Raw genomic sequence first — 23877 nt, forward strand, 5'->3', positions numbered from 1 at the left:
CCCTTTATAAAAGGAATGAACATGCTAACAGGTTACTGGTCAATCGATGCTTTTATCGTTGCAAACATCGTTCTTTGTTTGGTGGTTGTCGTTGTATTTTTTTATTATCAAGCGACTGGACGTGGAACCCTTTGTGACCAACCTAACAGTAAACACAAAAGGAGTCAGTCATGAACACCAAAACGCTAGGCTATTCCACGATGATAATATCTGCAGCTTTAATGGGCTGTGTGGGATTGTTTGCTCGAAACATTAACACCAGCGGTGATGTCATCGCGTTTACTCGTATGACAGTCGGTGCAATTTGTATTTTCGGCTTAATGATGTATCAGGGTAAAACTGCCCTCATGAAAGCCACAAAAATCACGCCAACTGTCATTGCCAGCGGTGCTTGCTTAGGCTTATGTCTTGCCGCTTACGTCTCGTCAACTCAGTATACGACCTTGGCAAATGCAGTATTTCTTATTTATACCGGCCCCGTATTTTCAACCATCTTAGCCGCGATTTTTTTAAAAGAAAAAATATCTAAACTCACCGCAGCCTTATTAACCGCAGTATTCATAGGCTGCTTATTCATCATAGGCATTATTAATTACACGCCTGCTGATGGGCTTACTATGTCGTTGTCATTCTCTAAAGAGAACTTTATCGGAGACATGCTTGGTTTAGCTTCAGGTGTTGGTTATGGTCTTTACCTGTTCTTCAGCCGCTACCGTACCGATGTTGGCTCAGATTCACGCTCGTTCTTTAACTTCCTGTTCGGTGCCGTAGCCATTGGGGCCTGTTTTGTCGTCAAACCACCATCGCTTGCAGATATGGATACCAGCTCATGGATTTGGTTAATCTCTATGGGATTCTTCATCGGATTCGGCGCTCTAAGCTTGCTTACTATTGCAGCTAAACATTTAAAAGCCGCTGAGTTAGCGTGTGTGTCATACCTTGAAACGGTTGTAGGCGCAGGGATTGGGATTGCCATGTTTGGTGAATCACTCACTATGTTACAAACCCTTGGTGGCATCTTGGTCATTGGTGGTGGTATGGGTGAGATTGTCATCAGTATGACCAAAAAACACGCTGCAATTAAAAAAGAACAACCCGCGCAATAACCGGAGGCTATTATGAACACTTCATGGAACTGGATTCTCCTCTTGGTGACAGTGTTCATCATGATAGGGCTCGCGCTGTACAGCAACAAAATCATGAAAGCTCATGACGGTGAAGGCGGTTTTTTATTAGCCGCCAATTGCCTTGGCCCTTTTATTGGAGCCGCCACAATTGTCGCAACAGGATTTTCCGGTTGGGGATTTATGGGCTCCCCAGGTGTTGCCTACAAATACGGTTCAATCGAACTTCTTGGAAACTTCTTCTTTGCTCCGGGGATAATATTTGCGGTTTTGTTTTGTGCTCGATTTCTACATCAAAAAGCACAAGCAATTGGAAGCTTTACCATCCCAGAATATATAGCTCGTAGCCATGAAGGCCCTGAGATAATCAAACGTTGGACTCAAGCTTTTGCTGCAATCATCACTATCATTTTATTACTCGTATTTTTGGTCGGACAAATAAAGGCTCTCGGATTATTGGCAGGTCAGTGGCTAGGCATTGATAATAATACTGCGGCACTATTAATGATCGGCATTATCATTATTTATACCTCTATAGGAGGGTTAGCCGCGGTTGCTTTTACCGATGCGTTTATGGTGATAGGGATGTGTGTTTCTGCTCTGATTATTGTCGTCACTATTTTTTCAGATATGTCACCTAGTGAACTCATTTCTAATTTGAATGCCATTGATCCAAAACTGCTCTCTCCTGAGGATTCTGGCCCATACGGTTCAACGATGTTGCATGTATTCCTTGTGCTTCCGTATGCGTTTATCTACACCACAACATTACCTTATATGTCGGTAAGATTTATGGCATTAGCGAAAACCACTAAGCTACATCATGTCGCAATTTATATGCTGCCCATTTCTTGTTTACTGAGTTTAGTTCCTTTGGCTGGCTTATATACCCGCATCAAAATACCAAATCTTGCCACCCCCGATGAAGCGATGCCCACTTTCCTTACCCATTTCATGACACCATCTATTTCAGCAGTGGTAACGCTGTTTATTTTGTTCGCGATGAAATCGACAGCCAATTCTGTTTTGCACGCCATTGCAGGTGCGGTATCACACGATTTACGTCAATCGATATGGCCTAGTTGTAAACTATCTGAATCTTCTCTGTTGGTATTAAATCGTGGGGCGGTATGGTTGTTAGGAATAACCGGATTCATCGTCATGCTATTTGCTCCCCCTTTCATGTTATCAATGCTAGCGATTCTTGGCTCAGGGACCTTAATGGCGGCACTAGTGGCTCCGACATTACTTGCCCACTTTATCCCCGCAAATATCTACGCTGCACTCTCTTCTATGATCATTGGTTTTGGCTCAGGTTGCCTTCTGTTTCTAAAATTTGACTTAGGTTGGGTCGAAGCCCCTATCTACTCATCGCTACTTGCCTGTGGTACGTATTGGGTTGTGGCCAAATTTTTCGATATGAAATCAACATCTATGGAAATATCACATCACTAAATATTATTTCCATAAATTATGTTCGCCATCAATTATTCTCTCCATACGTTGTTTTTTCTCTATACATTAATTTCTCCATATATGAGAAAAAAGGACTGCTCGTAGCAGTCCTTTTCTCAATATATTAAAACAGTTCATTATCTCGTTAATTGACTTTGAATTTGCCCCTCAAGCGCACGGCTGTTAGATATATCCTTTCTCATATCTATATGGTTAATACGATATTCTCGTGGCGTTGTTCTTAATAATTGTTTGAATTTAGCATTAAAATTAGATAAGGAAGAAAATCCAACTTCAGACCCAATATGAGCAATCGTCCAATCGGTTAATACCAAGTATCTAGCCGCCTGTTTTACACGCTGTTCAATCACATACTGACGGAATGTAACGCCAAGGTTCGCATGGAAAAATCGAGAAAACGTACTATCAGCCATATATAGCTGCTCAGCAACTTTGGTCACCGATAACGATTCAGAAAGGTGTTCAGAAATGTACTCTAACACGACGTGCACACGATCTTCAGTGCGTTTAATATTATTGACTTCAAACCGATAATCAGCAAGGTAACGAGTCGGCTTTAACTTAGATAGTTCTTCAAGTAACCCAAGTAAATTTAAAACCTGACCAAACTCCAGTGTGTTCTCCATTTTATCCAAAATTTGAGTTATCTCATGGATTTCCTCGCCTTCAAACAAGGTTCCATAACTCGATTTTTCAAGCATCTGCTTGATCATATCAAATTGAATACTATCAACAAATGTCTGGCCTAGGGCAGTTAATCGAAAATGTAAAACATCGCAATCAGTCGGGTCTTTGTGCTTTTCTAACGAGAGTCGAAACGGATTAAAAGGTGCGAGTAACACTAACTGACCGACATGCAATTGGTAGTGAGTATTCGCCAAATGTAAGGTGCACCCGGATGTTTTCGGGCGTATCAATATATAATCGACACCAAAAATAAGATGCTCAGTTTCTTTCAACTTCTGTAGATCAAACATCAAAAATTTAGGCGTATTAGCAATAACACGTTGACACATAATCTACCTCCAATGTCTGGCTTAACTATATACATCAGCTACAAAACACCAACATCATGACTCTATAAATGTGATGTCACACACTAGCACCAAAGCCAATCGTGATGTTCATCATGCATGGGGCTAACATTTAAAGTTCTCCAGCATAAAACCGCCACTCCTCAGCATTAAATGACTATTATCAGCCATCATTTAGCGCGATATTAATGTCATTGAAAAGCAGTAATTAACTTTGCTAATCATAATAAACCACACATATTAATTTGAATATTTACACTACCAGAAATTATTAATAGCTTTATATTAAACATAAAGTAAACACTAATAATAAAGGGACTTACTACTAAGTACTTTATATTCTATTGGAGATTTATAATGAGTGTTTCTAATGACCTATATCCAAATGCATCTTTACCACTAGAAAGAAAAGATTCTGGTGCTCCGATTGTTAGACCCGGACTGCACGTTGAATCCTATAATGATTTTGACCCACTTCGCCACGTTATTGTCGGCATTGCTGATAACCAACATATTCCAGAAGCTTGCCCTGCTAGTAATGAAAAAATACCCGCTGACTCACCTATGCGTGGCAGTAAAGCAGGTCGACGGACTCAAGAATCTATCGATCGTGCCAATGAGTGCTTAAATGGGTTTGCTAAGATCTTAGAAGACCGCAATATCATTGTCGATCGCCCAGGAGCAGTAGATTGGAATGAGCGCATCACTACTCCTGATTTTAGTATCAGCTCTGGTTTCGGTGTAATGCCACCGCGTGATTGCTTACTGACCATGGGTAAAAGCATGCTGATGGCACCAATGAGCTTCCGTAGCCGCTACTTCGAATATTTGGCTTATGTCGATTTAATGCGTGAATATTTCGAATCAGACACAAGTTGCATGATTGAGCAAGCACCACGCCCACGCTTGTCTGATGATAGCTTCCGCATGGATTATGTTGCCGCTTACGAATACATGTCTGATGCTGAAACAATGGAGCGTTCGCTGCGTAAAGAGTACAGCACAAAAGAGACCGACATTCTATTCGATGCTGCCGATGTCATGCGTTTAGGGAAAGATATTTTTGTGCAACATGGTTTAACCACAAACCTTGCTGGCATCCGCTGGATCAAGCGTAAATATGAGCCTCAAGGATATCGAGTTCACACTCTAAGCTTTGAAGATAATCACCCGATTCATATTGATGCAACTTTCTGTCCATTGCGTCCGGGGTTAATGTTACTCAACCCGAATCGTCCGTTGTTTGCTGGGCAACGTGAGATCTTTGAGAAGAATGATTGGGAAATCGTTGAAGCGGTTAAACCTGCTTGGGATAACCCACCACCACTTTGCTACTCAAGTACTTGGTTATCAATGAACACCTTGATTCTAGATCATAAAACGGTGTGTGTTGAAGCGTCTGAAACAGGCCAAATGGAGCAATTCGACCAACTTGGGTTTGAGGTGGTTCCTGTTGATTTACGCGATGCCTATGCATTTGGAGGGGGCTTACACTGTGCGACTGCCGATGTATGGCGCGAAGGTACATGTGAAGATTATTTCCCTAACCAATTCGCAGGTGCTCACAACATCGAGCATTGGGAATATTAAACTGCATGGCTGATTTCAGTTAAATCGAAATCCGCCGCCGCTTTTTATGATAAAAAAACCGCATCAATTTCGATGCGGTTTTTTTGTAACGATGAATTCAATATTCAGATTTAAATCTTAAATTTATTGAGCTCATCATGAAGATCCGTTGCCTTCTCGGTTAACTCACCACTAATTGATACTGATGAGGACATGCTATCCATCACATCGACCGCAGTATCGTTAATAACGACAACATTACGGTTAATCTCTTCTGCTACTAAGCTTTGCTCTTCCGCTGCTGAAGCAATTTGATTATTCATATCATTAATAACATCAATCGCTTGGTTAATTTCAGCCAAAGCTTGTTGTGCCGCTTGTGTCTCTTCTTTTGTATCGACCGCTTGTTGTTGGCTTTGCTGCATCAGCACTACGATTGACTGTGTTTCTTGCTCTAACCTCGCCAACATCGAACGAATTTCTTCTGTCGAAGACTGCGTGCGAGTCGCAAGATTACGCACTTCATCTGCCACAACCGCAAATCCACGTCCCGCTTCACCTGCTCGTGCCGCTTCAATTGCTGCATTCAAGGCTAATAAGTTAGTCTGCTCTGCAATGCCACCAATTTCAGTCAAAATACCTTGAATAGCCGCGCTTGATTCCGCCAAGCTTTGCGTTTGGTGCTGTGCATTGTTAACCTGAAGCGCTAAGTCGTCTACCGCTGATGCTGCGTTGTCCATTCGACCCATGCCATTCAAACTGTTACTTTGAACCTGACTTGCTGCTGCCGCTGCTTGAACAGCAGAACTTGCGACTTCTTGTGCTGTTGCACTCATTTCATTAATAGCCGTCGCTAAAGAGTTCACTTCATTAACTTGGATATTCAGTTGATCTTTTGAAGTAGCTGCGCGTTCTTGACCTGCAGTTGCACTTCTGTCCACTTGCTCCGCGGTATCCATCACGGTTCTTAACATACCTTGCATTCGTTCTAGGAAAGTATTGAACCAGAAAGCCAGTTGCGCGGTTTCATCTTTACCTTTCACTTCAATACGGTAAGTTAAATCGCCATCACCTTGAGCCACATCTTTAAAACGCTCGACAAGATTGATCAAGATTTTACCTAATGAGTTAGCAATCACACCCATCACGGCAATACCAACAATAGCTGCAATTAAACCCGCAATAACTCCTTGCTCAATCGCACCTGAATTCTGTTCACTGCTCCAATTCTCAAAAGTCGCAACACTTTGTGTCAGTTTATTGGTCGGCACTGACACCATAACAATCCATGCAGCCCCAGAAGTATCTACTGAAGTAATCGCGTACTCTTGATCGCCAATGGTCAACATGCCAATGTCATTTTGAGTCGCCAGAGACTGGATTTTTGACCAGCGAGAATAGAGTTCGCTTGGCACTTTTTTACCGACGTTCACACTATCTCGGCTATTGGCAAGCATTGCCCCTTTCCAAGATGAGATGATAATGCTGCCTTCGCCATCAAATAGGTTTTCAGCCAGTGCTTCACTTTGACCTTGCAGCTCGATCAGCGAGAGATCAAATCCGAGTGAACCAATGATTTTATTGTCCAATTTTAAAGGTTGGCTAATTGTGGTGATCAACTCTTTTTTGCCACGAACCGGGTACATATAAGGTTCCATCACAAAAGTATTGCCCGTTTCATAAGGCATTAAGTGCCAATCATCGGTACGTTCGCCATTACTATTCAGCGCGGTGTTGGAGAAGCTTTCCATTGCAACAGCATCAAAACTATTGTTTGAATTGGGAGAAAAGAATGGCGCTAAGTAACCTTTACTATTCATTGCATCGCTTGCGCCTACTTCGGTTTCTAGCGGCCACGTTTTCTCTTCCCACACCATGTAGCCTGCAAAAACTGCTTTATCTTGCGCTTCTAGTGCTGCTGTAAATTGTTTAACGATGGTATCTGCGCCCAATTGAGACTCAGCACTCAATTCAATAATTGAACGAACTTGAGATAGGTTAGCAAGTACAGGGAAAAGTTGGGTGGAAATGATTTTGCCTTGCTCTGATGCCGTCGCCTGCAAATTTGCGATAGTTGCTTCTGTTAGTTGAGTCTTAACCTTTTCAGTTATCTCTTGGTTTACTTTGGTGAATGCATTGGTTGTCATTCCCATCGCAATCAGCAATGTAAATGCCATCGCTAATCCCGCGCTTAGCGCAATACGTGTACGAATACTTTTAAACATGCCGATTGCTTACCCTCTTTTATTGAAACATAACATTGTATTAATGATGTAAAGCCTAAAAATCAGCAGTATATAGAAGATAGATGAACACAATATCTAGAAATATGAATAGAAGATTAACAAGATAGCATTCGTTATGAACAACGGATTCAACTAAGCGAATTCCATCAAAACCCGACACAAAACAGAACCAAATCAAACAATCAAAACAAGACAGTTAACCCTCTGAAACAAAACACTAAAAATTCAATTTACATTTACCCATTGATAGTAATCTTACCTACTAAATGTCATTCATAGCGGTACCATCTCTTCTGTTTTGTCTATCGACCTAACTAAAAAGTATTATGCTATCTGTCAATTACTTGAGTTCTATCAATTTTAAAAACCTGCAAACCACTTCAAAAATAACTGCCGTGTACCTCTTCAGCATTTGAACTAGTTCCTTTATAAATCGCACTTAATTACAGAAACTTAATTCGCATCTATTTAAATGTCGAATATAAGATCTTCATCATTATTTATTTTGAGCTGTGAAATTATAATAATTCAGATTCATGAGCCATAGCATGCTGCTAACTAATACAATTAAAAATAAGAATTATTATGTTTAAAAAACTATCTCTAAAAAACAAGCTAGCCATATCCGCAAGCGCCGCCATCATTTTAGGGGGCGTGTTGGTAGAAGCGTTATCATTTAATGCATCATTAGATCGACTAGATATTGAAGTAGAACAGCGACTAGAAAGTACAACCGCTTCGTACAATCAGTATGTTGCTGACTGGCTGGTGTCAAAAGAGCGAGCACTCAAGTCGCTCACTTCAGAAGCAGACAAAGCCGCGATTGTGGTGCATTTAAAGCAAGTTCGAGATTCTGCTAAGTTTGATAATGTTTTCTTAGCTTACCCTGATGGCTCACAAGCAAACGCCAATGCGGTCGTATTACCACCTGGTAATGATGACCCACGTAAATGGGGCTGGTACACCAATGCCGTCGCAAACCCTTCAAAAGTGTTCATGGATAACCCAACGGTTGCCGCTGCGACAGGGGCTAATGTTGTTTCTCTTGGTAAAGCGCTTGATTTACATGGTCAGCAAGTAGTACTTGGTGCAGATGTAGAGATCACCGATATCCTAAATAGCATGGAAAAGGTCATTCTCCCGGGTGAAGGCTACATGTTCATTGCCAATGATAAAGGCAATATTTTCACTCACCCCAATACTAAATTGCTAAACAAGCCCGTTTCTGAGCTAGGACTTAATTTCCCAACACTTCAACAAGCCGCAAACAGCAATTCAGATATGCAGGTTGAATTGAATGGCGAGCAGTATGTTATCTACGCAAAAAGTATCGAAGGCACGAGCTTGATGACCGTGAGTGTCATTAATTACAACTCTCTCGTTGCTCCACTATTTGATGCGGTATACGGTCAAATTTTAGTGACGGGTATTGTCGTGATCATCTGTACACTACTATTCAACTTGTTATGTAACATTCTATTCCGCCCACTGAACTATGTATCGGAAGCGCTCGCACAGATCGCAAATGGTAGTGGTGATTTGACTCAGCGCATCCATGTTGAAAACGAAGATGAAGTTGGCGAACTGGCACACAATTTCAATACTTTCGTCGCGAGTTTACAAAACCTGATTGGTCACATTCGTCAGCAATCTCACCAATTAACCGATCAGTCAGACCAAAGTGCTAAGCGTGCGAATAGCTCAGTGAATGAGCTTAACCTCCAGCAACAAGAGATCACTATGGTTGCAACCGCCGTTACCGAAATGGCATCTGCTACTCGTGAAATTGCCTCTCATGCTGAACAAACCGCTCAAGCTGCACAAAACTCATCAACGAGTACTAACGAAGGCCACACATTAGTGCTTCACACTAAAGGCTCAATCAATAACCTCGCTAATGAAGTCAGCGAAGCTAGTTCTGTGATCAGCGAGTTACAGCAACATGCACAAGAGATCAATACGGTTCTTTCAACGATTCAAGGCATTGCAGAGCAAACCAACTTACTTGCACTTAATGCTGCGATTGAAGCCGCTCGCGCTGGCGAACAAGGCCGTGGTTTTGCCGTCGTTGCTGATGAAGTTAGAGTGCTTTCTCAACGAACTCACACTTCAACGGAAGAGATCAAATCAACCATCGACACTCTTCAACACACCACAAATCGCGCAGTTTCGTTAATGGAAAGCAGCTCGACTTTAGCAACAAGCTCGGTTGAAGATGCCGATCGTGCGACCCTTGCTCTAGAGGAGATCAGCTCTGCGGTAACATTAATCAGTGACATGGCAACTCAGATCGCTACGGCGGCAGAAGAGCAGACTCATGTAACGGGAGAAATCACGCAGAATGTGACGTCGATTAAAGATGTGACCGATCAGCTTGTTATTGGCTCTGAGGACAGTTTATCGCAGTCAAATGAACTCAAACAACAAGCCATTGAATTGAGTGAAAAAGTAGCAACCTTTAAGCTCTCTTAACGGACGCTTTCATATACATTTATAATGGCGCTCAATGCGCCATTTTTTATGCCGTCATAACACTTTAATGCCCTCGTTCATGCCATATCATGCGTGAGCTCTAGTTGTGGCCGATAAACGTAAGTAAAAAGTGAATTTTTCCTCAAAATTCCCAGCTATTGTCTAGACTTAACTTTATAGCACCCGTTTAGATTGAAAAGCTAAGAGAGCATTATGGCGAGATTTTATCTAATTTTAGCGTTACTCATGTCTGGGCATTCAAACGCTACCTCTATCGCTTCATTTCCCGATGATATTGATAGTATGATCTTAGTAAAACAGAGTGTGCTCCCTGGCAACGATGTCGTTCTACCTCCAAACACCGCCCTTTTCGTTCAAGAAACCGTAAAAATGTATAACTGGATTAATAACGGTCAGGGCACCAAGCTCAATATTTTTGTTCCCAAGGAGAGAGTTAAAGCTTACAAGAATCATGGTCCATACCCTGATGGGATCACTGCGGTTGCCATATATGAAGATCAGGATATTGTCTTTGTCACTGAACATCTCGCTGGAGAGGCGATGTATGGGACCTATGATATAAATGGCAATGACATCAGTTCGCAACATCCATCTTTTGCGACGGAGGTTTGCTACGCTTGCCATCTTGGTCATCAAGACATCTGTATCAATGGCACCTGTGCGGTTCCAATTATCGAAATATTCGATAAATAGCTCTGAGATACACTATGAAAATTGCCATATTTCACTCTATCCGTACCAAAATATTTGCTTCACATCTGTTGTTGATACTAGTGATCATCGCGAGTTTGACCTATCAGCACCACAAGAATGAGATCAACAATACCGTTAGTATGACAACTGCATTTCATCAAGAGGCAGCCATTCCTCTGATTTCTGACATCAGTACCGCTATTTCCGGTGGCAACTATTCCAATCTCCTATTGCCTAAATTCAAAACACAATTAATGAATACGCCAGATCTGTTGTACCTCAAAATTGTTGGCCGTTCAGATAATAGGAGCATCCCTATCGAGGTACAGTTCGATCGCGAAGTATGCCAAGTATGGCGTTCTCATTTTCCGCTGAATTTCCAACAAAACACTAAAGACAGAATTGAGAGGATTCAAGCACGCTTAGCCACTAATGAAGGGGATATCGTTAAACTCAATTATCTGCTCAATAGAGCTAAAGAAGCGCTCAATACGTTCGAGCTCTCCAACCAACTCGAAGCAAAATACCACTTCGATTTTGATAACAATAACGAATTCAACGCGTCCTATTTTGATAGAGAAAAGAACATTCTATTTCTCTCTCTACCCACAACAAATAGCGCTGGTGGACGAGTTGACATGGTCTACGATATAAGTTCGATTAAGAAAGTGGAGCATGTCATATTATTCGATGCTCTGTCCGAGTTATTCGTCGCTTTAGCCATTGCTTTACCTGCTCTTGGTTTGCTCTCCTTTCACATCTCCGCACCATTGAAATCACTCTCAAAATGTATGAAGCGTGATATTAAAGATATCGATACAACAAAAATCCCAGAACAGAATCGACATGATGAGATCGGTGAACTCTCTACCGAATTCACGCACCTGATTAAGAAAATGGCCATTCACACCAAAGAGCTTGAATACCTGACTCGTAATGACCCATTAACAGGATTACTGAATCGACGTTCATTCAATTCACTACTGGCTGAGATTCAAGTTAAAAATCGATCAAAGTACGTCGCCATTATGTATGTCGATATCGATCACTTTAAAAAGTACAACGACACTTATGGGCACAACCTAGGCGATATTGCACTACAAAAAGTGGCCCAAGTATTAAGTGACAATACGGTCGATGAGAACGAAAAGGCATTTAGAGTCGGAGGCGAAGAGTTTGTGGTGACGCTCAATATTAGCAATCTTGAGCAAGCGATTACTCGAAGCGAAAAGATCCGCAAAATGGTGCACGAATTAGAGATTGAACATAAAACGAGCCCAACAGAAAAGGTCATCACCATTTCTGCTGGGGTTTGCATCTATACAAAACAAGATTTGCTCAACACAACAATAGAAGATGTGGTTGATTACGTTGACCATGTTCAATATCAAGCAAAACACAACGGTCGAAACCAGATCATCATTTGTGATAAATACATATCAAACCAAACTAACCGTTCTAACTTCGCTCAATTAGAAAACAATTATCACGACGACGGACTGCCTCCAACACACCCATAATTTTTTGATTTAATTCTCTTTCCTGACAAGTAACATCACCGCGGCAAGAGACAAGAATGCCGTCATCACCACAAAAATATCGTTGTACGCCATGATCCGACCATTTTGATACATGGTCGACATCAGCATTGAGTTTGCTTGCAAGTTCGCCGTCACAGGGTCACTTCCTGAACCAATGAAAAATTGAGCTTGTTGTTGTAAGTAATACCATGCATCAGAACTAACACTCGGCAGGCTACTCTGAACGTGTGCTAAATGTTCTCTAGCCTTGTTATCAAGTAACGTTGCGATGATCGCAATACCAAACGCACCACCCAAATTACGCATGATATTGGTTAGCGTCGAAGCGTCCGGTACGCTAGGTTTCGGAACGCCTTGCATCGCCACCATTGACAAAGACACCATCATAAATGGGCTACCAACTGCTCTAATGAGCATTGATACGACCAATTGATCATGCCCAAAATCAGCCGTCATGTGAGTATTCATCCAACAGCTCAACGCAAACATGCCAAAACCGAACGCCGCTAAATATTTGGGTTTTATGAACTTCAATACTTTAGGCACAAAAGGGAAAATCAATAACTGAGGAAACCCCATCCACATAAGTACTTCACCAATTTCAAGCGCGTTGTAATGCTGGATTTCCGTCAAATACAGTGGGATCACATAAATCGATCCCATCAATCCCATCCCCAAAATCAAATAGGTAAAGCATGCCATTGCAAAACGTTGATTCCCCAACAAACGCAGGTTCACTAATGGATCTTTTCGACACAATTCATTAATGATGAAATAGGTAATACAGACCACCGCAATAACTGAAAGCGCAGTGATGAAGGTTGAACTGAACCACTCTTCTCGGCTTCCCTCTTCTAGAACGACTTCGAGACAGCCAAGCCCTACTCCCATCAACAAAATACCAGCCCAATCAGCATTGCGAAGGGATTCGATATTAATTTTTTCATCATCTAGACCGAACCTCACCATCGCAATGACTGCTATAGCAGGGACTAAGTTAATATAGAAGATGAAATGCCATGAGAAGTTTTCAGTTAGCCACCCACCAAGCGTCGGACCAATGGAAGGCGCAAACGTCGCGGTAATACCGAACAAGGTCATACCAAGCGCACGTTTATGCAGTGGTAGTAATTGCACCACCAGCGAAAATGCGAGCGGTATTAATGCTCCACCACTGAACCCTTGTATAGCTCGAAATGCGATCATTGAGGGCATATTCCAAGCAAAAGAACAAAGCAATGAAGACAAACCAAAGATCACGGTTGTACCCGTAAGGTAGCGGCGTTTGCCTAAGGTTTTAGACAACCAACCACTAAGCGGAATCGCCACCATTTCGGCAACTAAATAAGAAGTCGCAATCCACGAACTTTCATCGAGTGTTGCAGACAGTGCGCCTTGAATATCTTTGAGCGATGAGTTGGTGATCTGGATATCCAAAATCGCCATGAATGAACCTAGCATACCGCCCATCAGTGCAATCCAGCTACGTAAAGAAACTTCAGAAGTTGTTTCCTTCGGCTTTACTGATTCGGCTTGTGTATTTGAAGCAACCATTTCAGCCATGATTTAGCCTCTTGGCTCTAATGCAATATCACTACTTTCTGCCGCCAACTCACTCTCATTTTCGTTGCGAATATCATGCGTATCGACCGTAACGACTGCTGATAAACCTGGAATGATTTGCTGCGCTGCCAGTGTCTGATCATCAAAGTGGATTTTCACAGGGACACGTTGAACGATTTTTGTAAAATTACCCGTCGCATTCTCAGGAGGTAGCAGTGCAAATTGAGCCCCAGTGGCAGGAGAAAAGCTTTCTAATGTGCCTGTTATCTCGCGATTTGGAAACGCATCTAGCTCGATATTCACTTTTTGTCCCGGCTGCATTTTAGCCAGCTGAGTCTCTTTGAAGTTCGCTTCCACCCAAACATCCGACGTTGGCACTAAACTTATTAGCGGCATACCGGGCTGAATGAATAACCCTTCCCTTACGCTACGTCTACCCACAATGCCATCGACTGGCGCTACGATTTTGGTATAGCTTAAATTCAGCTCCGCTTGATCCAATTCCGTTTGAGCTTCTGCCACTGATGCTTGTGCTTGCACAATTTGGCTATCAATGACATTCAGCTTTTCTTGTTCAGCAATATAGTGTGACTGCGCTTCTTCTAATTGTGCTTTGGAGACTTTCAAATGAGCGAAAGCATTATCCACTTCATCTTGTGACGAATACTGTTTCTTGAGCAAACTTTGACTACGTTGAAGCAGTTGCTGTGAGCGTTCTAAATCTGCTTGAGCTGAATCAACTTCACTTTTAGTTTGAATAATGACTCGCTGCTGCAATCGATGCTGCGCTTGAGAATATTCAACCGATGCAAGTTGGACTTGTAAGTTGGCTATAGACTGAGATTTTTTAACCTGAAACTCACGATCATCAATCTTTGCCAGTAGCGTTCCCGATGTCACGAACTGATTGTCATCGACCAAAGTTTCGACGACGTAGCCTGAAACCTTGGCACTGATATTAGTGATATTGGCTTTTACGTAAGCATTATCTGTCGATTGGAAATATTGCCCATATCCGAACCAATAACCTGATGCAAGTAAACCTAAAGATACGAATATCATCGTCGCAATGATAGCCGCTTTAGGCTTCTTTCTAGGGGTAAGTTCAAGTGATGGTGCGGTTTGTAACGGTTGAGATGTTGCCTGATTAGTGGGATGTTCTGTGGCCAATGTTGTGTACCTTGTATTATAGAGCGATGAAATGTTGACTCAATAATGAAGCGGCTGATAGTGATGAGCAGCCATTTCTATGAGAAGCCCTATTTTATACAAAAAACATTATTTGATTAGATAGGATAAAAAGGAAATACTGTCCTAATAATCTTACTAATAGAGTGTGTTATGGACTTAAATGCCGTCGCTATTTTTGCGAAAGTCGTTGAATCTGGAAGTTTTACCCTTGCGTCAGAGAGCCTAAAACTCACCAAATCTACCGTAAGCCGCAAGGTTTTAGAGCTAGAGAATCAACTGGGGGTGAAATTATTAGTCCGTACCACTCGCCATTTAGCGACAACCGCAGAGGGACAAACCTTTTATCAGTCTTGCTCTGAGATGTTGTCGATCATGGAAAGTGCAGAGCAAGAGATCTGCGAAAGCCAATCCACGATTCGCGGGCATATCAACATCGCCATGCCCATTGAACTCGGCCACCAAATGCTGATGCCTTATATAGACGCTTTCTTGTTACGCTACCCAGAAGTGACCATTAATCTTGATCTGACCAATCGCCATATTGATTTAATCGCAGATGGTGTAGACCTGCATTGTCAGATAGGTGAACCCAAGCTCTCCAATAATGTGGCTCGGCTTTTTTACTCTTCAAATCAACAACTGGTGGCTAGCCCGAATTACTTAAAACAACACCCTAAGATCCATCACCCACACGATTTACGCACCAACCACAAGCGGGTGAAACTATCACGCCCTCAGTTAGAATCATTGTGGATGTTTAGCAATGGTGAGCAGCAAATTACAGTAGAACTCCCTCATCAACTCAGTGTGAACACCATTACGTCATCGCTCACCGCAACCATTGATGGGCTCGGTGTGTCGGTTCTACCTGAATACCTCTGCCGACCGCATATTCAAAGTGGAAAATTGACGCGACTGCTTCCAGAGTGGTCTATCCCGACGGTTGGGATCAGCTTTGTCTATCCAGAAAGAAAACTCATGCCTAAGCGATTAAGAGTGCTGCTCGATTTCTTACTCAGTGAGTTATCACAGCGAGATATTCATCCTAAAGATTGATCCCGCAGTGGGCGTGTTTAGGTAAAAAGTACATCAAGCAAGCTAGATCAAATCAAAACGTTTGATGTGTTTTTTACAACGAACTGATATTGTGTGCGTTCAATACGGAGCGCACCATGAAACTTTCTACTGAAAACGTCTTACTTCAAATCGCTTTAGACCTAAGCTCAAATCTGGCGAGCGATAAACATTACCAACGCTTAATTGACTCACTTCATCAAGTATTTCCTTGCGATGCCAGTGCTCTTTTCGTTTTAGACCAAGAAGATTTTCTTAAGCCCGTGGCCGTAAAGGGGCTCTCTCAAACCGTGCTTGGTCGACGCTTTTTTCCCAAGGCGCACCCACGTTTGGCGGCGATTATTGACAGCCAACATCCAGTCCGGTTTGCCGCCAATAGCGACCTACCGGATCCTTTTGACGGCTTGCTCCTCAATGAGTCAACTCACATTGATGTACATGACTGTTTAGGGTGCAGTTTATATGTTGAAAACAAACTTGTCGGTGTGCTCACTCTCGACGCTTTAGAAGTGGGCGCGTTCAATAAAATTGACAATATTACCATTGAAACTTTCGCGGCTTTGGCTGCGGCAACGCTCAGAAATCGAGCTCAATTTGATGCGCTAAAAGCCAAGAATAAACAGCAAAAATCAATCACGACAGCCTTGATTCAGCAAGCTCGTAGCATACAAGGTGAAATGGTTGGGATCAGCCCACAAATCCAAAAATTACGAAGCAATATTTCGATGGTCGCCCACTCCGATTACGCGGTGTTAATCAGTGGCGAAACAGGGGTGGGTAAAGAGCTCGTAGCCCATGCAGTCCATGAACAGTCACAGCGAAATGACAAACCAATGATCTACGTAAACTGTGCAGCGCTACCCGAAACATTGGCGGAAAGCGAGCTATTTGGTCATGTAAAAGGCGCGTATACCGGGGCCAATTCACAGCGAGCGGGTAAGTTTGAGCTTGCTGATGGCGGCACGATTTTTCTTGATGAAATTGGAGAACTACCACTACTGATTCAAGCCAAATTACTGCGAGTGATCCAACAAGGTGAAGTACAGCGCGTAGGTAGCGATAAAAATGTTCTCGTCGACGTTCGTTTGATTGCTGCAACGAACAGAAATCTTGAATATGAAGTCGATCAAGGTAACTTCAGAGCCGACCTTTTCCATCGTCTGAATGTATTTCCTATTCATATCCCACCACTGCGTGAGCGCGACGGAGATATTCCCGTATTAGCGGGGCATTTACTGGATAAGGTTCGCAGTCAATTTAATGTTCCAAACCTACACATTCATCCTAAAACACTCATGCATTTAGAACAGGTTGCTTGGCCCGGAAATGTACGAGAGTTAGAGCATACTTTAATGCGAGCGGCGCTAAGAACCATTCAGCACAACGAACACATCATTACTTTGCAGCACTTTGTTGATGAACTAGAAATCAAGCGGAGTGTAGAAATGACATCAAACATATTCCCTACTGAGAGCCAGCCAATGCGGGAATTAGTCGAATCGTACCAAAAACAATTGATTGAGCACGCTTTAGCCGAATCGAACGGGGTCTGGGCAAAAGCAGCAGAGTTCCTGCAAATGGATCGTGGAAATTTATATCGAATGGGTAAAAAACTCGATATAACAAAAACATAGGAACAATTTAAATTGATGTGTTTTTTACAACAGCTGCGATGTAAAAAACACATCAACCCTCTTAAGATAAAAATACAAAACCCTTCAAAAACAACAGGTTAACTTCTGGCACAGTCTGTGCTATAACGCTCGGTAATTATATTCGATTTCAGCAACGAACTGAGATCGCAACACTACTCAATGGAGCGACAATACATGTTCTGTATTCAATGTGAACAAACAATCCAAACGCCTGCTGTAAAAGGCTGTTCTTTCACACAAGGTATGTGTGGCAAAACTTCTGAAGTTTCTGACTTACAAGACGTACTCGTTTACTCTTTACAAGGTGTTTCATTTTGGGCTGAACAAGGTCGCAAATTTGACATCATCGTAGATGAAATTGATCAGTGGGCACCAAAAGCTTTCTTCGCAACATTGACTAACGTTAACTTCGACCCTGCTCGTATCGTTGAATTCGTACAACAAGCTAACCAATACAAGCAGCAACTAGAGCAAGCAGTTCGCGCAGCAGCAACACTTTCAAACGTAGAGCTTCCAGAGCTTTCGGCGGCAGCGAAATTCGAACTACCTACAGACGCAGAGCAGTTCCTTGCAATTGCACCTCAAGCAGCGGTTAACCGTGGCCATGATTCACAACACGAAGACGTTATCGGCCTTCGCTTACTTTGTCTTTACGGCCTAAAAGGTGCTGCAGCTTACCTAGAGCATGCACGCGTTCTTGGTCAAACTGACGAGAAAGTATTCGCTGAATACCACGAAATTATGGCATGGCTAGGTACTGATCCAACAGACCTAGGCGAGCTACTAGATTGCTCAATGAAAATTGGCCTAGTGAACTACCGCATCATGGAAATGCTTGATACTGGCGAAACGGCGACATTCGGTCACCCAGAACCTACTCAAGTGAACGTAAAAACTATTGCGGGTAAATGTATCCTTGTTTCTGGTCACGATCTTCACGATCTTGAGAAGATTCTTCAGCAAACTGAAGGCAAAGGCATCAACGTTTACACTAACGGTGAAATGCTTCCAGCACACTCTTACCCTGAGCTGAAAAAATACCCTCACCTAGTAGGTAACTACGGTAGTGCATGGCAGAACCAACAAAAAGAATTCGCAAACTTCCCTGGCGCTGTAGTGATGACTTCTAACTGTCTGTTGAACCCAAATGTAGGTCAATACTCAGATCGTCTATTCACTCGTAGCATCGTAGGCTGGCCTGGCGTTGCTCACATTGAAGGTGATGATTTCAGCCAAGTAATCGACTGTGCACTTGCACAAGAAGGTTTCAAACAGAACGAAATCGAACAGATGATCACTATCGGTTTTGGTCGCAATGCTCTTATGGCAGCGGCTCCAGCAGTTGTTGAACAAGTTAAAGAAGGCAACATCAGCCACTTCTTCCTTGTTGGTGGTTGTGACGGTGACAAATCTGAGCGTAGCTACTACACAGACTTCACAGCTCAAGCTCCTGAAGACAGCGTGATCCTAACGCTTGCATGTGGTAAATACCGCTTCAACAAGAACCAATTCGGTGACATCAACGGCATCCCACGTCTATTAGATGTAGGTCAATGTAACGATGCTTACTCTGCAATTCAGCTAGCGCTTGCTCTAGGTAAAGAGTTCGATTGCGACATCAACGATCTACCACTAACACTGGTTCTATCTTGGTTCGAGCAAAAAGCGATTGTTATCCTACTGACTCTATTCGCTCTTGGCGTTAAAGGCATCTACACTGGTCCAACTGCACCAGCATTCTTGACTGATAATCTACTTGCTATCATCCAAGACAAGTTCGACATGCGCAGCATTGGTAACGTTGAAGACGACCTTAAGACTATCTTAAAAGCGTCATAAGTCTCCGCTATCGCTAAGCAGTTAAGCAATTGAGCAATTGAGCAATTGAGCAGTTAAGCTTGATTAAAGCGACTAAATAGCGAATGACGTAGACCAAGTTCGATGCCTGATTACTTTTATATATGACTTTCATATTAAAGTGGCAGGCATCGAATTTTTCATAATGAAAGACACAAGATACACCTTCCATAATTTCTCATTTCTCGATTAAAAAAGTGACAATAATGATGACATTCGAATGGCCAAATACCACACCTGTAACTATGGTGTGTCTCAAAAAATGGTTTGAAACCGACGATACTGTTAGCCTACAAATCGCGCCAAAAAACAACGATGCTAGCTTTGACTTCAAACCCGGACAATTCATTTCCCTTGGGCTTCCAATCGAGAAAAGTAACCCTAGTAAAATTGATTACCGCGCGTATTCAATCAGCTCAATCCCAGGGCAAGTGCACCTTCAACTGACCATTAAACGCGTTGAAAATGGTGCCATGTCTAACTACATCGTAGATTCTCTCAAAGAAGGCGATGAAGTTCAGGTTCTTAAACCTGCGGGCATATTTAACACTGTCGATCACGCGCCAAAGCGCAATACTGAACGCCAAAAAGTGGTATTGATCAGTGCAGGTTGTGGTATTACACCAGTGATGTCGATGGCTAAAACATGGTTATCAGATGAGCAGGCTTCAACTGTCGATATCGATTTTGTGCATATGGCGAAAAGCCCGCTGCAAACTATCTACTTTAGTGAGCTTGAACAGATGGATGAAGAGCACGCTAACTTCAACCTCAAGCTATTACTGAAAGACAATCAATCAACTCGCCACCCACAAGGCCGATTGGATGCTCAATGGTTACAACAACTATGTAGCGATATTTTAGAGCGCACGGTTTACCTATGTGGTCCCGTGAGCTTTATGCAGGATATGGAAAACAACTTGAAAGAGATGGGCTTTGATATGGCACATTTCCACCAAGAGAGTTTTACGCCAACAGCAGAAGAATCAAACCAAGAGGAAGCGGTTGTTGAACAGCAGGCTTCTGGTGCGGTTAGTATTCATGTTCCAGATTTCGGTGCAAGCCTTGAAGCAGAGCACGGCGCTCCACTGATCGATGCATTAGAAGGTGCAGGTTTGCCAATCATAGCAGCATGTCGCAGCGGTATTTGTGGCTCTTGCAAATGTAAAGTAAACAAAGGCGAAGTACGCTCTACCAGCCAAGAGACTTTGACTCCGGAAGAGATTGAGCAAGGGTACGTATTAGCTTGTTCAAGCCAAGTGCATTCCGATGTGGAAGTTAGCCTTAACTAAACACATGTAGTATTTCAGTCATCTAGGTTGTCGGTATGCATGCCGACAACCTGAATATGTTCCAAGTCCCTCAATAAATCCCCCACCACCGTATCAAGCTGTCAATTGAATGCATACTGATTGGTGAGCACACCGCCGATGGCTTGTCTATTAATTCATTTTTGGACCATTCCGTTTTACCGCAATGGCTAATTTAGAAAAATATTAATTATTAATGTGCCTGTAGAATTATGCTCAATCAAGCTGCGGTTAAATAAATGGTACTCATTACGCATCTTTTGTTTAAGTTGAAATGTTATGCAATCTAAAAAATTGAGACATTTCTTTTTTGATCAAACTGTCTTTCAGTATTTTTTTATAGTCAATAAGATGCGCCATGAATGCTTGGCTGAGTGGACTTTGTTGCTTGGTACTCGGAAAGACAAGATTCCAGTGCGTTTCAATAGGGAACGTGTCGACTGACAATATAGCGATGTTATCTGGATTCTCTTGGGTTAAGGCATATTCAGAGAGGATAGAAAGCCCCATACCAGCCATAACACAATGTTTAATTGCTTCATTGCTCTCCATTACAAATTTGGGCTTTATATTTAAATCGTGCCGCTCAAGGTGCTTTTCTATTGCTTGGCGAGTGCCTGAGCCTCGCTCTCGTAAGATCCAAGAAAAACCTGCCAGTGACCGTAAAGTAACGCGTTCTTTAAGAGCAAGAGGATGACTTTTGTTCGCAATGGCATATAAATTATTGGGAAAAAGAGGGACAACATCGCCTTTCATATCACTATCAATATGACTGAATAAGTACAAGTCATCTCGACCATTTATATACCTTTCTTTTATGCTGTCTCGATTGTCTACTTTCAAAACGATGTCCACCATAGGATGTTTATCTAAGAAGCTTCCTATTAAATGTGGAACAAAATACTCACAAGATGTCACGGCTGCTACTTTTAACGTTCCCGATTTTAATTGTGTCAAATTGGCAATTTCAATCTCTAAATCGTCGACGTTTTGCACGATTTGCATGCAGTACCGAGCGGTAATATGGCCCGCTTCGGTGAACACCAGTTTTTTTCCTTGCAAGTAGTAAAGCTCGACAGAAAGAAGCTCCGAAAACTGCTTAAGCTGTATTGAAACCGTTGGTTGAGTCAGGTTTAAAACTTTAGCAGCCTTCGAAACTGAACCTTCTTCATAGACGGTAAGAAATACTCGAAAACTCCGAAAATTGGACAACCGATTTCTCAATAATTGCATATATCGTCCTCTGTGTTCTATGCCTAATTTCTAAGAGCTTAGCCAGTTAAGCTGAATTTAAGTATAGATAAATATCTATGATCATCATTGTTATTATTAATTATTATTAATACATACGGTGACGTATTGTTTTTGTAAAGCACAACGAATCACAGTTAAATTGGAGGCAACATGTTATTTAAACAATTACTAGTCCCAGTAGCACCTGAACAAAAGATAACGTCATCTCTCAACAATATACTTAATATCGCAGATGAATGTGAATCAAAAATTACGTTATTAATGGTTATCGAGGATATGGATGAGCTAAAAGAAATTAGTCAATATTCTGTAAAAACGTTAGATATTCTCGATAAAGTCACCAAAATATACTATTCACAATTAAGAACACTTGTAAGTGAATTAAAAGGTAAATATAAAAATATCGATTTTAATGTTCAAGTAAGAATCGGTATCCCGTTCATAGAGATAATTCAGTGTGCCAGATCTGAAGGTTCTGATTTTATAGTGATTGATAGCCATCGAAAAAGTAAGCCTCATGCCTGTCAAAGAGGGAGCACAACACTTCACCTAATGCGTAAATCTGAGATTCCTATTTGGTCTACCACTCGCGAATTGCATTCGTCCAAAAAAATCTTAGCGGCAATAGACCTTGATGAACAAGTAAGTGCAGATCTGTGTAATAGAATACTCAATTCTGCATACGATTTATGCAAAGCAACAAATTCTGAGTTAGTTCTGTGCCACATATGGGAGCTAGAGTCTGAAGGCTTCTTGCGAAAATGGAGTGGCTATAACGATACTGATATCGCGATTCTTAAAGAGAAAATGAAGATTGAACGTGCGAGAAAAATGAGAGCTCTCATAGATAACCTTGTAGATAATAACAATACCGTTAATGTTCATATCGAGCTAATACAAGGCCATGCCAAAGAGCTACTCCCAACATTTATTGAACAAAACTCAATTGATGTCACTTTCCTAGGATCCATGTCGCGAACCGGTATTGCTGGATATTTAATGGGGAACAAGGCTGAATATTGGCTAAATAAATTAAATGCAACCGTTGTTACCTTAAAACCAAGTGAGTTTATTTCTCCCATTGTGTCCACGACGCGGTAAATGGAGTTAACGATATGAAAATTGACAATAATGATAGATTCTCAAGTAGCCTACAAGTCGTTATTCACTGGTCGGTAAGAGTACTATCTATTCTTATGGTATTTGTAATTATTATGGGTGTCGTTGATGTATCATGGATTCTATATAAGAAGCTGACATCGCCGCCATTCTTTATTTTGACCATATCAGACATGCTAGCCACTTTTGGTGCATTTATGGCAGTACTAATCGCGATAGAAATTTTCATCAATATCACCGTTTACCTTAGAGATAATGTCATTCATGTCAAAATAGTAATGGCTACAGCTTTAATGGCTATCGCTCGAAAGGTGATTATTATTGACATTGAATCAACGAGTGCAAATTATCTTTTTGCAATCGCATCCGTCGTGTTAGCTATGAGCGTAGGCTATTGGATGATACATAAACTACCTCGAAAAAGTCATATAGAGGATTAATTTTAAATTCAATAAGCCACTTTTTTCGGTGGCTTTGTAATACGCCGGTATTGCGCGTTCTGCTGCGCAAACTCGGAATCGAGCAGAAATATGCTAACGAAGATCACACTCTATTTTTTGTGTTCTGACTCGTTTCTGGACAGAAATGAGTTTGGAAGTAAAAATTATTCTTTGTCTTCGCATAATATCTGGTATTACAAATCACTAGTGGCTTACTCTAAGTATCTAACTTAATTTA

The 23877-nt window shown here is 41.9% G+C and carries 17 protein-coding genes; 12 read left to right on the forward strand and 5 right to left on the reverse strand.

What is annotated here, in order from left to right; translation table 11 throughout:
• Positions 1-170 precede the first annotated feature (170 nt).
• Together L4C39_RS02430 and L4C39_RS02435 are read left to right on the forward strand one after the other, a co-directional pair.
• Positions 171-1106, forward strand: a complete 936-nt coding sequence (locus L4C39_RS02430; RefSeq protein WP_113800065.1) for a DMT family transporter — start codon at positions 171-173, stop codon at positions 1104-1106.
• 12 nt (positions 1107-1118) lie between these two features.
• The gene (locus tag L4C39_RS02435; RefSeq protein WP_113800063.1) at positions 1119-2579 is read left to right on the forward strand and encodes a sodium:solute symporter family protein; all 1461 of its coding nucleotides are present in this window, start codon (positions 1119-1121) and stop codon (positions 2577-2579) included.
• A 137-nt stretch (positions 2580-2716) separates the two neighbouring features.
• On the opposite strand, the gene L4C39_RS02440 is transcribed toward L4C39_RS02435, so the two are convergent.
• Positions 2717-3616: a helix-turn-helix transcriptional regulator gene (locus tag L4C39_RS02440; RefSeq protein ID WP_113800061.1), complete on the reverse strand. Its 900-nt coding sequence runs from the start codon at positions 3614-3616 to the stop codon at positions 2717-2719.
• Between the two features lie 375 nt (positions 3617-3991).
• Here L4C39_RS02440 and L4C39_RS02445 point away from each other — a divergent pair, with 375 nt between their 5' ends.
• Positions 3992-5224: a serine/threonine protein kinase gene (locus tag L4C39_RS02445; protein ID WP_113800059.1), complete on the forward strand. Its 1233-nt coding sequence runs from the start codon at positions 3992-3994 to the stop codon at positions 5222-5224.
• Positions 5225-5334: 110 nt separating this feature from the next.
• Here the strand turns inward: L4C39_RS02445 and L4C39_RS02450 are convergent, their stop codons facing one another.
• On the reverse strand, positions 5335-7428 hold the full coding sequence (locus L4C39_RS02450) for a methyl-accepting chemotaxis protein (RefSeq protein WP_429744206.1): 2094 nt from the start codon (positions 7426-7428) through the stop codon (positions 5335-5337).
• A gap of 606 nt (positions 7429-8034) precedes the next feature.
• Here L4C39_RS02450 and L4C39_RS02455 point away from each other — a divergent pair.
• The 3 genes from L4C39_RS02455 to L4C39_RS02465 all read left to right on the forward strand — a co-directional run bounded on the left by L4C39_RS02455 (position 8035) and on the right by L4C39_RS02465 (position 12155).
• Complete coding sequence (locus L4C39_RS02455) at positions 8035-9921, forward strand: methyl-accepting chemotaxis protein (protein ID WP_136994794.1); 1887 nt, start codon at positions 8035-8037, stop codon at positions 9919-9921.
• A gap of 213 nt (positions 9922-10134) precedes the next feature.
• A complete protein-coding gene (locus L4C39_RS02460) occupies positions 10135-10635 on the forward strand; it encodes a hypothetical protein (RefSeq protein ID WP_429744208.1) in 501 nt (166 codons plus the stop codon).
• Positions 10636-10649: 14 nt separating this feature from the next.
• Entirely contained in the window at positions 10650-12155 is a 1506-nt protein-coding gene (locus L4C39_RS02465) for a GGDEF domain-containing protein (RefSeq protein ID WP_429744210.1), read from the forward strand.
• Between the two features lie 9 nt (positions 12156-12164).
• Here the strand turns inward: L4C39_RS02465 and L4C39_RS02470 are convergent, their stop codons facing one another.
• Positions 12165-13730, reverse strand: coding sequence for a DHA2 family efflux MFS transporter permease subunit (locus tag L4C39_RS02470; protein ID WP_429744315.1), 1566 nt, complete (start codon positions 13728-13730; stop codon positions 12165-12167).
• Positions 13731-13742: 12 nt separating this feature from the next.
• Positions 13743-14909 carry an HlyD family secretion protein gene (locus tag L4C39_RS02475; RefSeq protein ID WP_171755728.1) on the reverse strand — a complete coding sequence of 389 codons (1167 nt, stop codon included), beginning with the start codon at positions 14907-14909 and terminating at the stop codon, positions 13743-13745.
• A gap of 171 nt (positions 14910-15080) precedes the next feature.
• Between L4C39_RS02475 and L4C39_RS02480 the strand changes: the two genes are divergently transcribed.
• The 4 genes from L4C39_RS02480 (at position 15081) to L4C39_RS02495 (ending at position 20808) form a co-directional block, all read left to right on the forward strand.
• Positions 15081-15986 (forward strand): LysR family transcriptional regulator, encoded by a 906-nt coding sequence (locus tag L4C39_RS02480; RefSeq protein WP_017051362.1) that lies wholly within the window; start codon positions 15081-15083, stop codon positions 15984-15986.
• A 116-nt stretch (positions 15987-16102) separates the two neighbouring features.
• Positions 16103-17638 carry a nitric oxide reductase transcriptional regulator NorR gene (gene norR / locus L4C39_RS02485; RefSeq protein ID WP_429744213.1) on the forward strand — a complete coding sequence of 512 codons (1536 nt, stop codon included), beginning with the start codon at positions 16103-16105 and terminating at the stop codon, positions 17636-17638.
• Between the two features lie 195 nt (positions 17639-17833).
• Positions 17834-19498, forward strand: coding sequence for a hydroxylamine reductase (hcp, locus tag L4C39_RS02490; protein WP_017051364.1), 1665 nt, complete (start codon positions 17834-17836; stop codon positions 19496-19498).
• Between the two features lie 224 nt (positions 19499-19722).
• Complete coding sequence (locus L4C39_RS02495; protein WP_429744215.1) at positions 19723-20808, forward strand: FAD-binding oxidoreductase; 1086 nt, start codon at positions 19723-19725, stop codon at positions 20806-20808.
• 282 nt (positions 20809-21090) lie between these two features.
• Here L4C39_RS02495 and L4C39_RS02500 read toward each other — a convergent pair whose 3' ends face one another.
• Positions 21091-22059 (reverse strand): LysR family transcriptional regulator, encoded by a 969-nt coding sequence (locus tag L4C39_RS02500; RefSeq protein ID WP_429744217.1) that lies wholly within the window; start codon positions 22057-22059, stop codon positions 21091-21093.
• 171 nt (positions 22060-22230) lie between these two features.
• On the opposite strand from L4C39_RS02500, the gene L4C39_RS02505 reads away from it, so the two are divergent.
• Together L4C39_RS02505 and L4C39_RS02510 are read left to right on the forward strand one after the other, a co-directional pair.
• Positions 22231-23181 (forward strand): universal stress protein, encoded by a 951-nt coding sequence (locus L4C39_RS02505; protein WP_429744219.1) that lies wholly within the window; start codon positions 22231-22233, stop codon positions 23179-23181.
• Positions 23182-23195: 14 nt separating this feature from the next.
• Positions 23196-23639 carry a phosphate-starvation-inducible PsiE family protein gene (locus L4C39_RS02510; RefSeq protein ID WP_017051369.1) on the forward strand — a complete coding sequence of 148 codons (444 nt, stop codon included), beginning with the start codon at positions 23196-23198 and terminating at the stop codon, positions 23637-23639.
• Positions 23640-23877: the final 238 nt, after the last annotated feature.

The sequence above is a fragment of the Vibrio clamense genome (assembly GCF_050337905.1).
GTDB lineage: Bacteria > Pseudomonadota > Gammaproteobacteria > Enterobacterales > Vibrionaceae > Vibrio > Vibrio cortegadensis.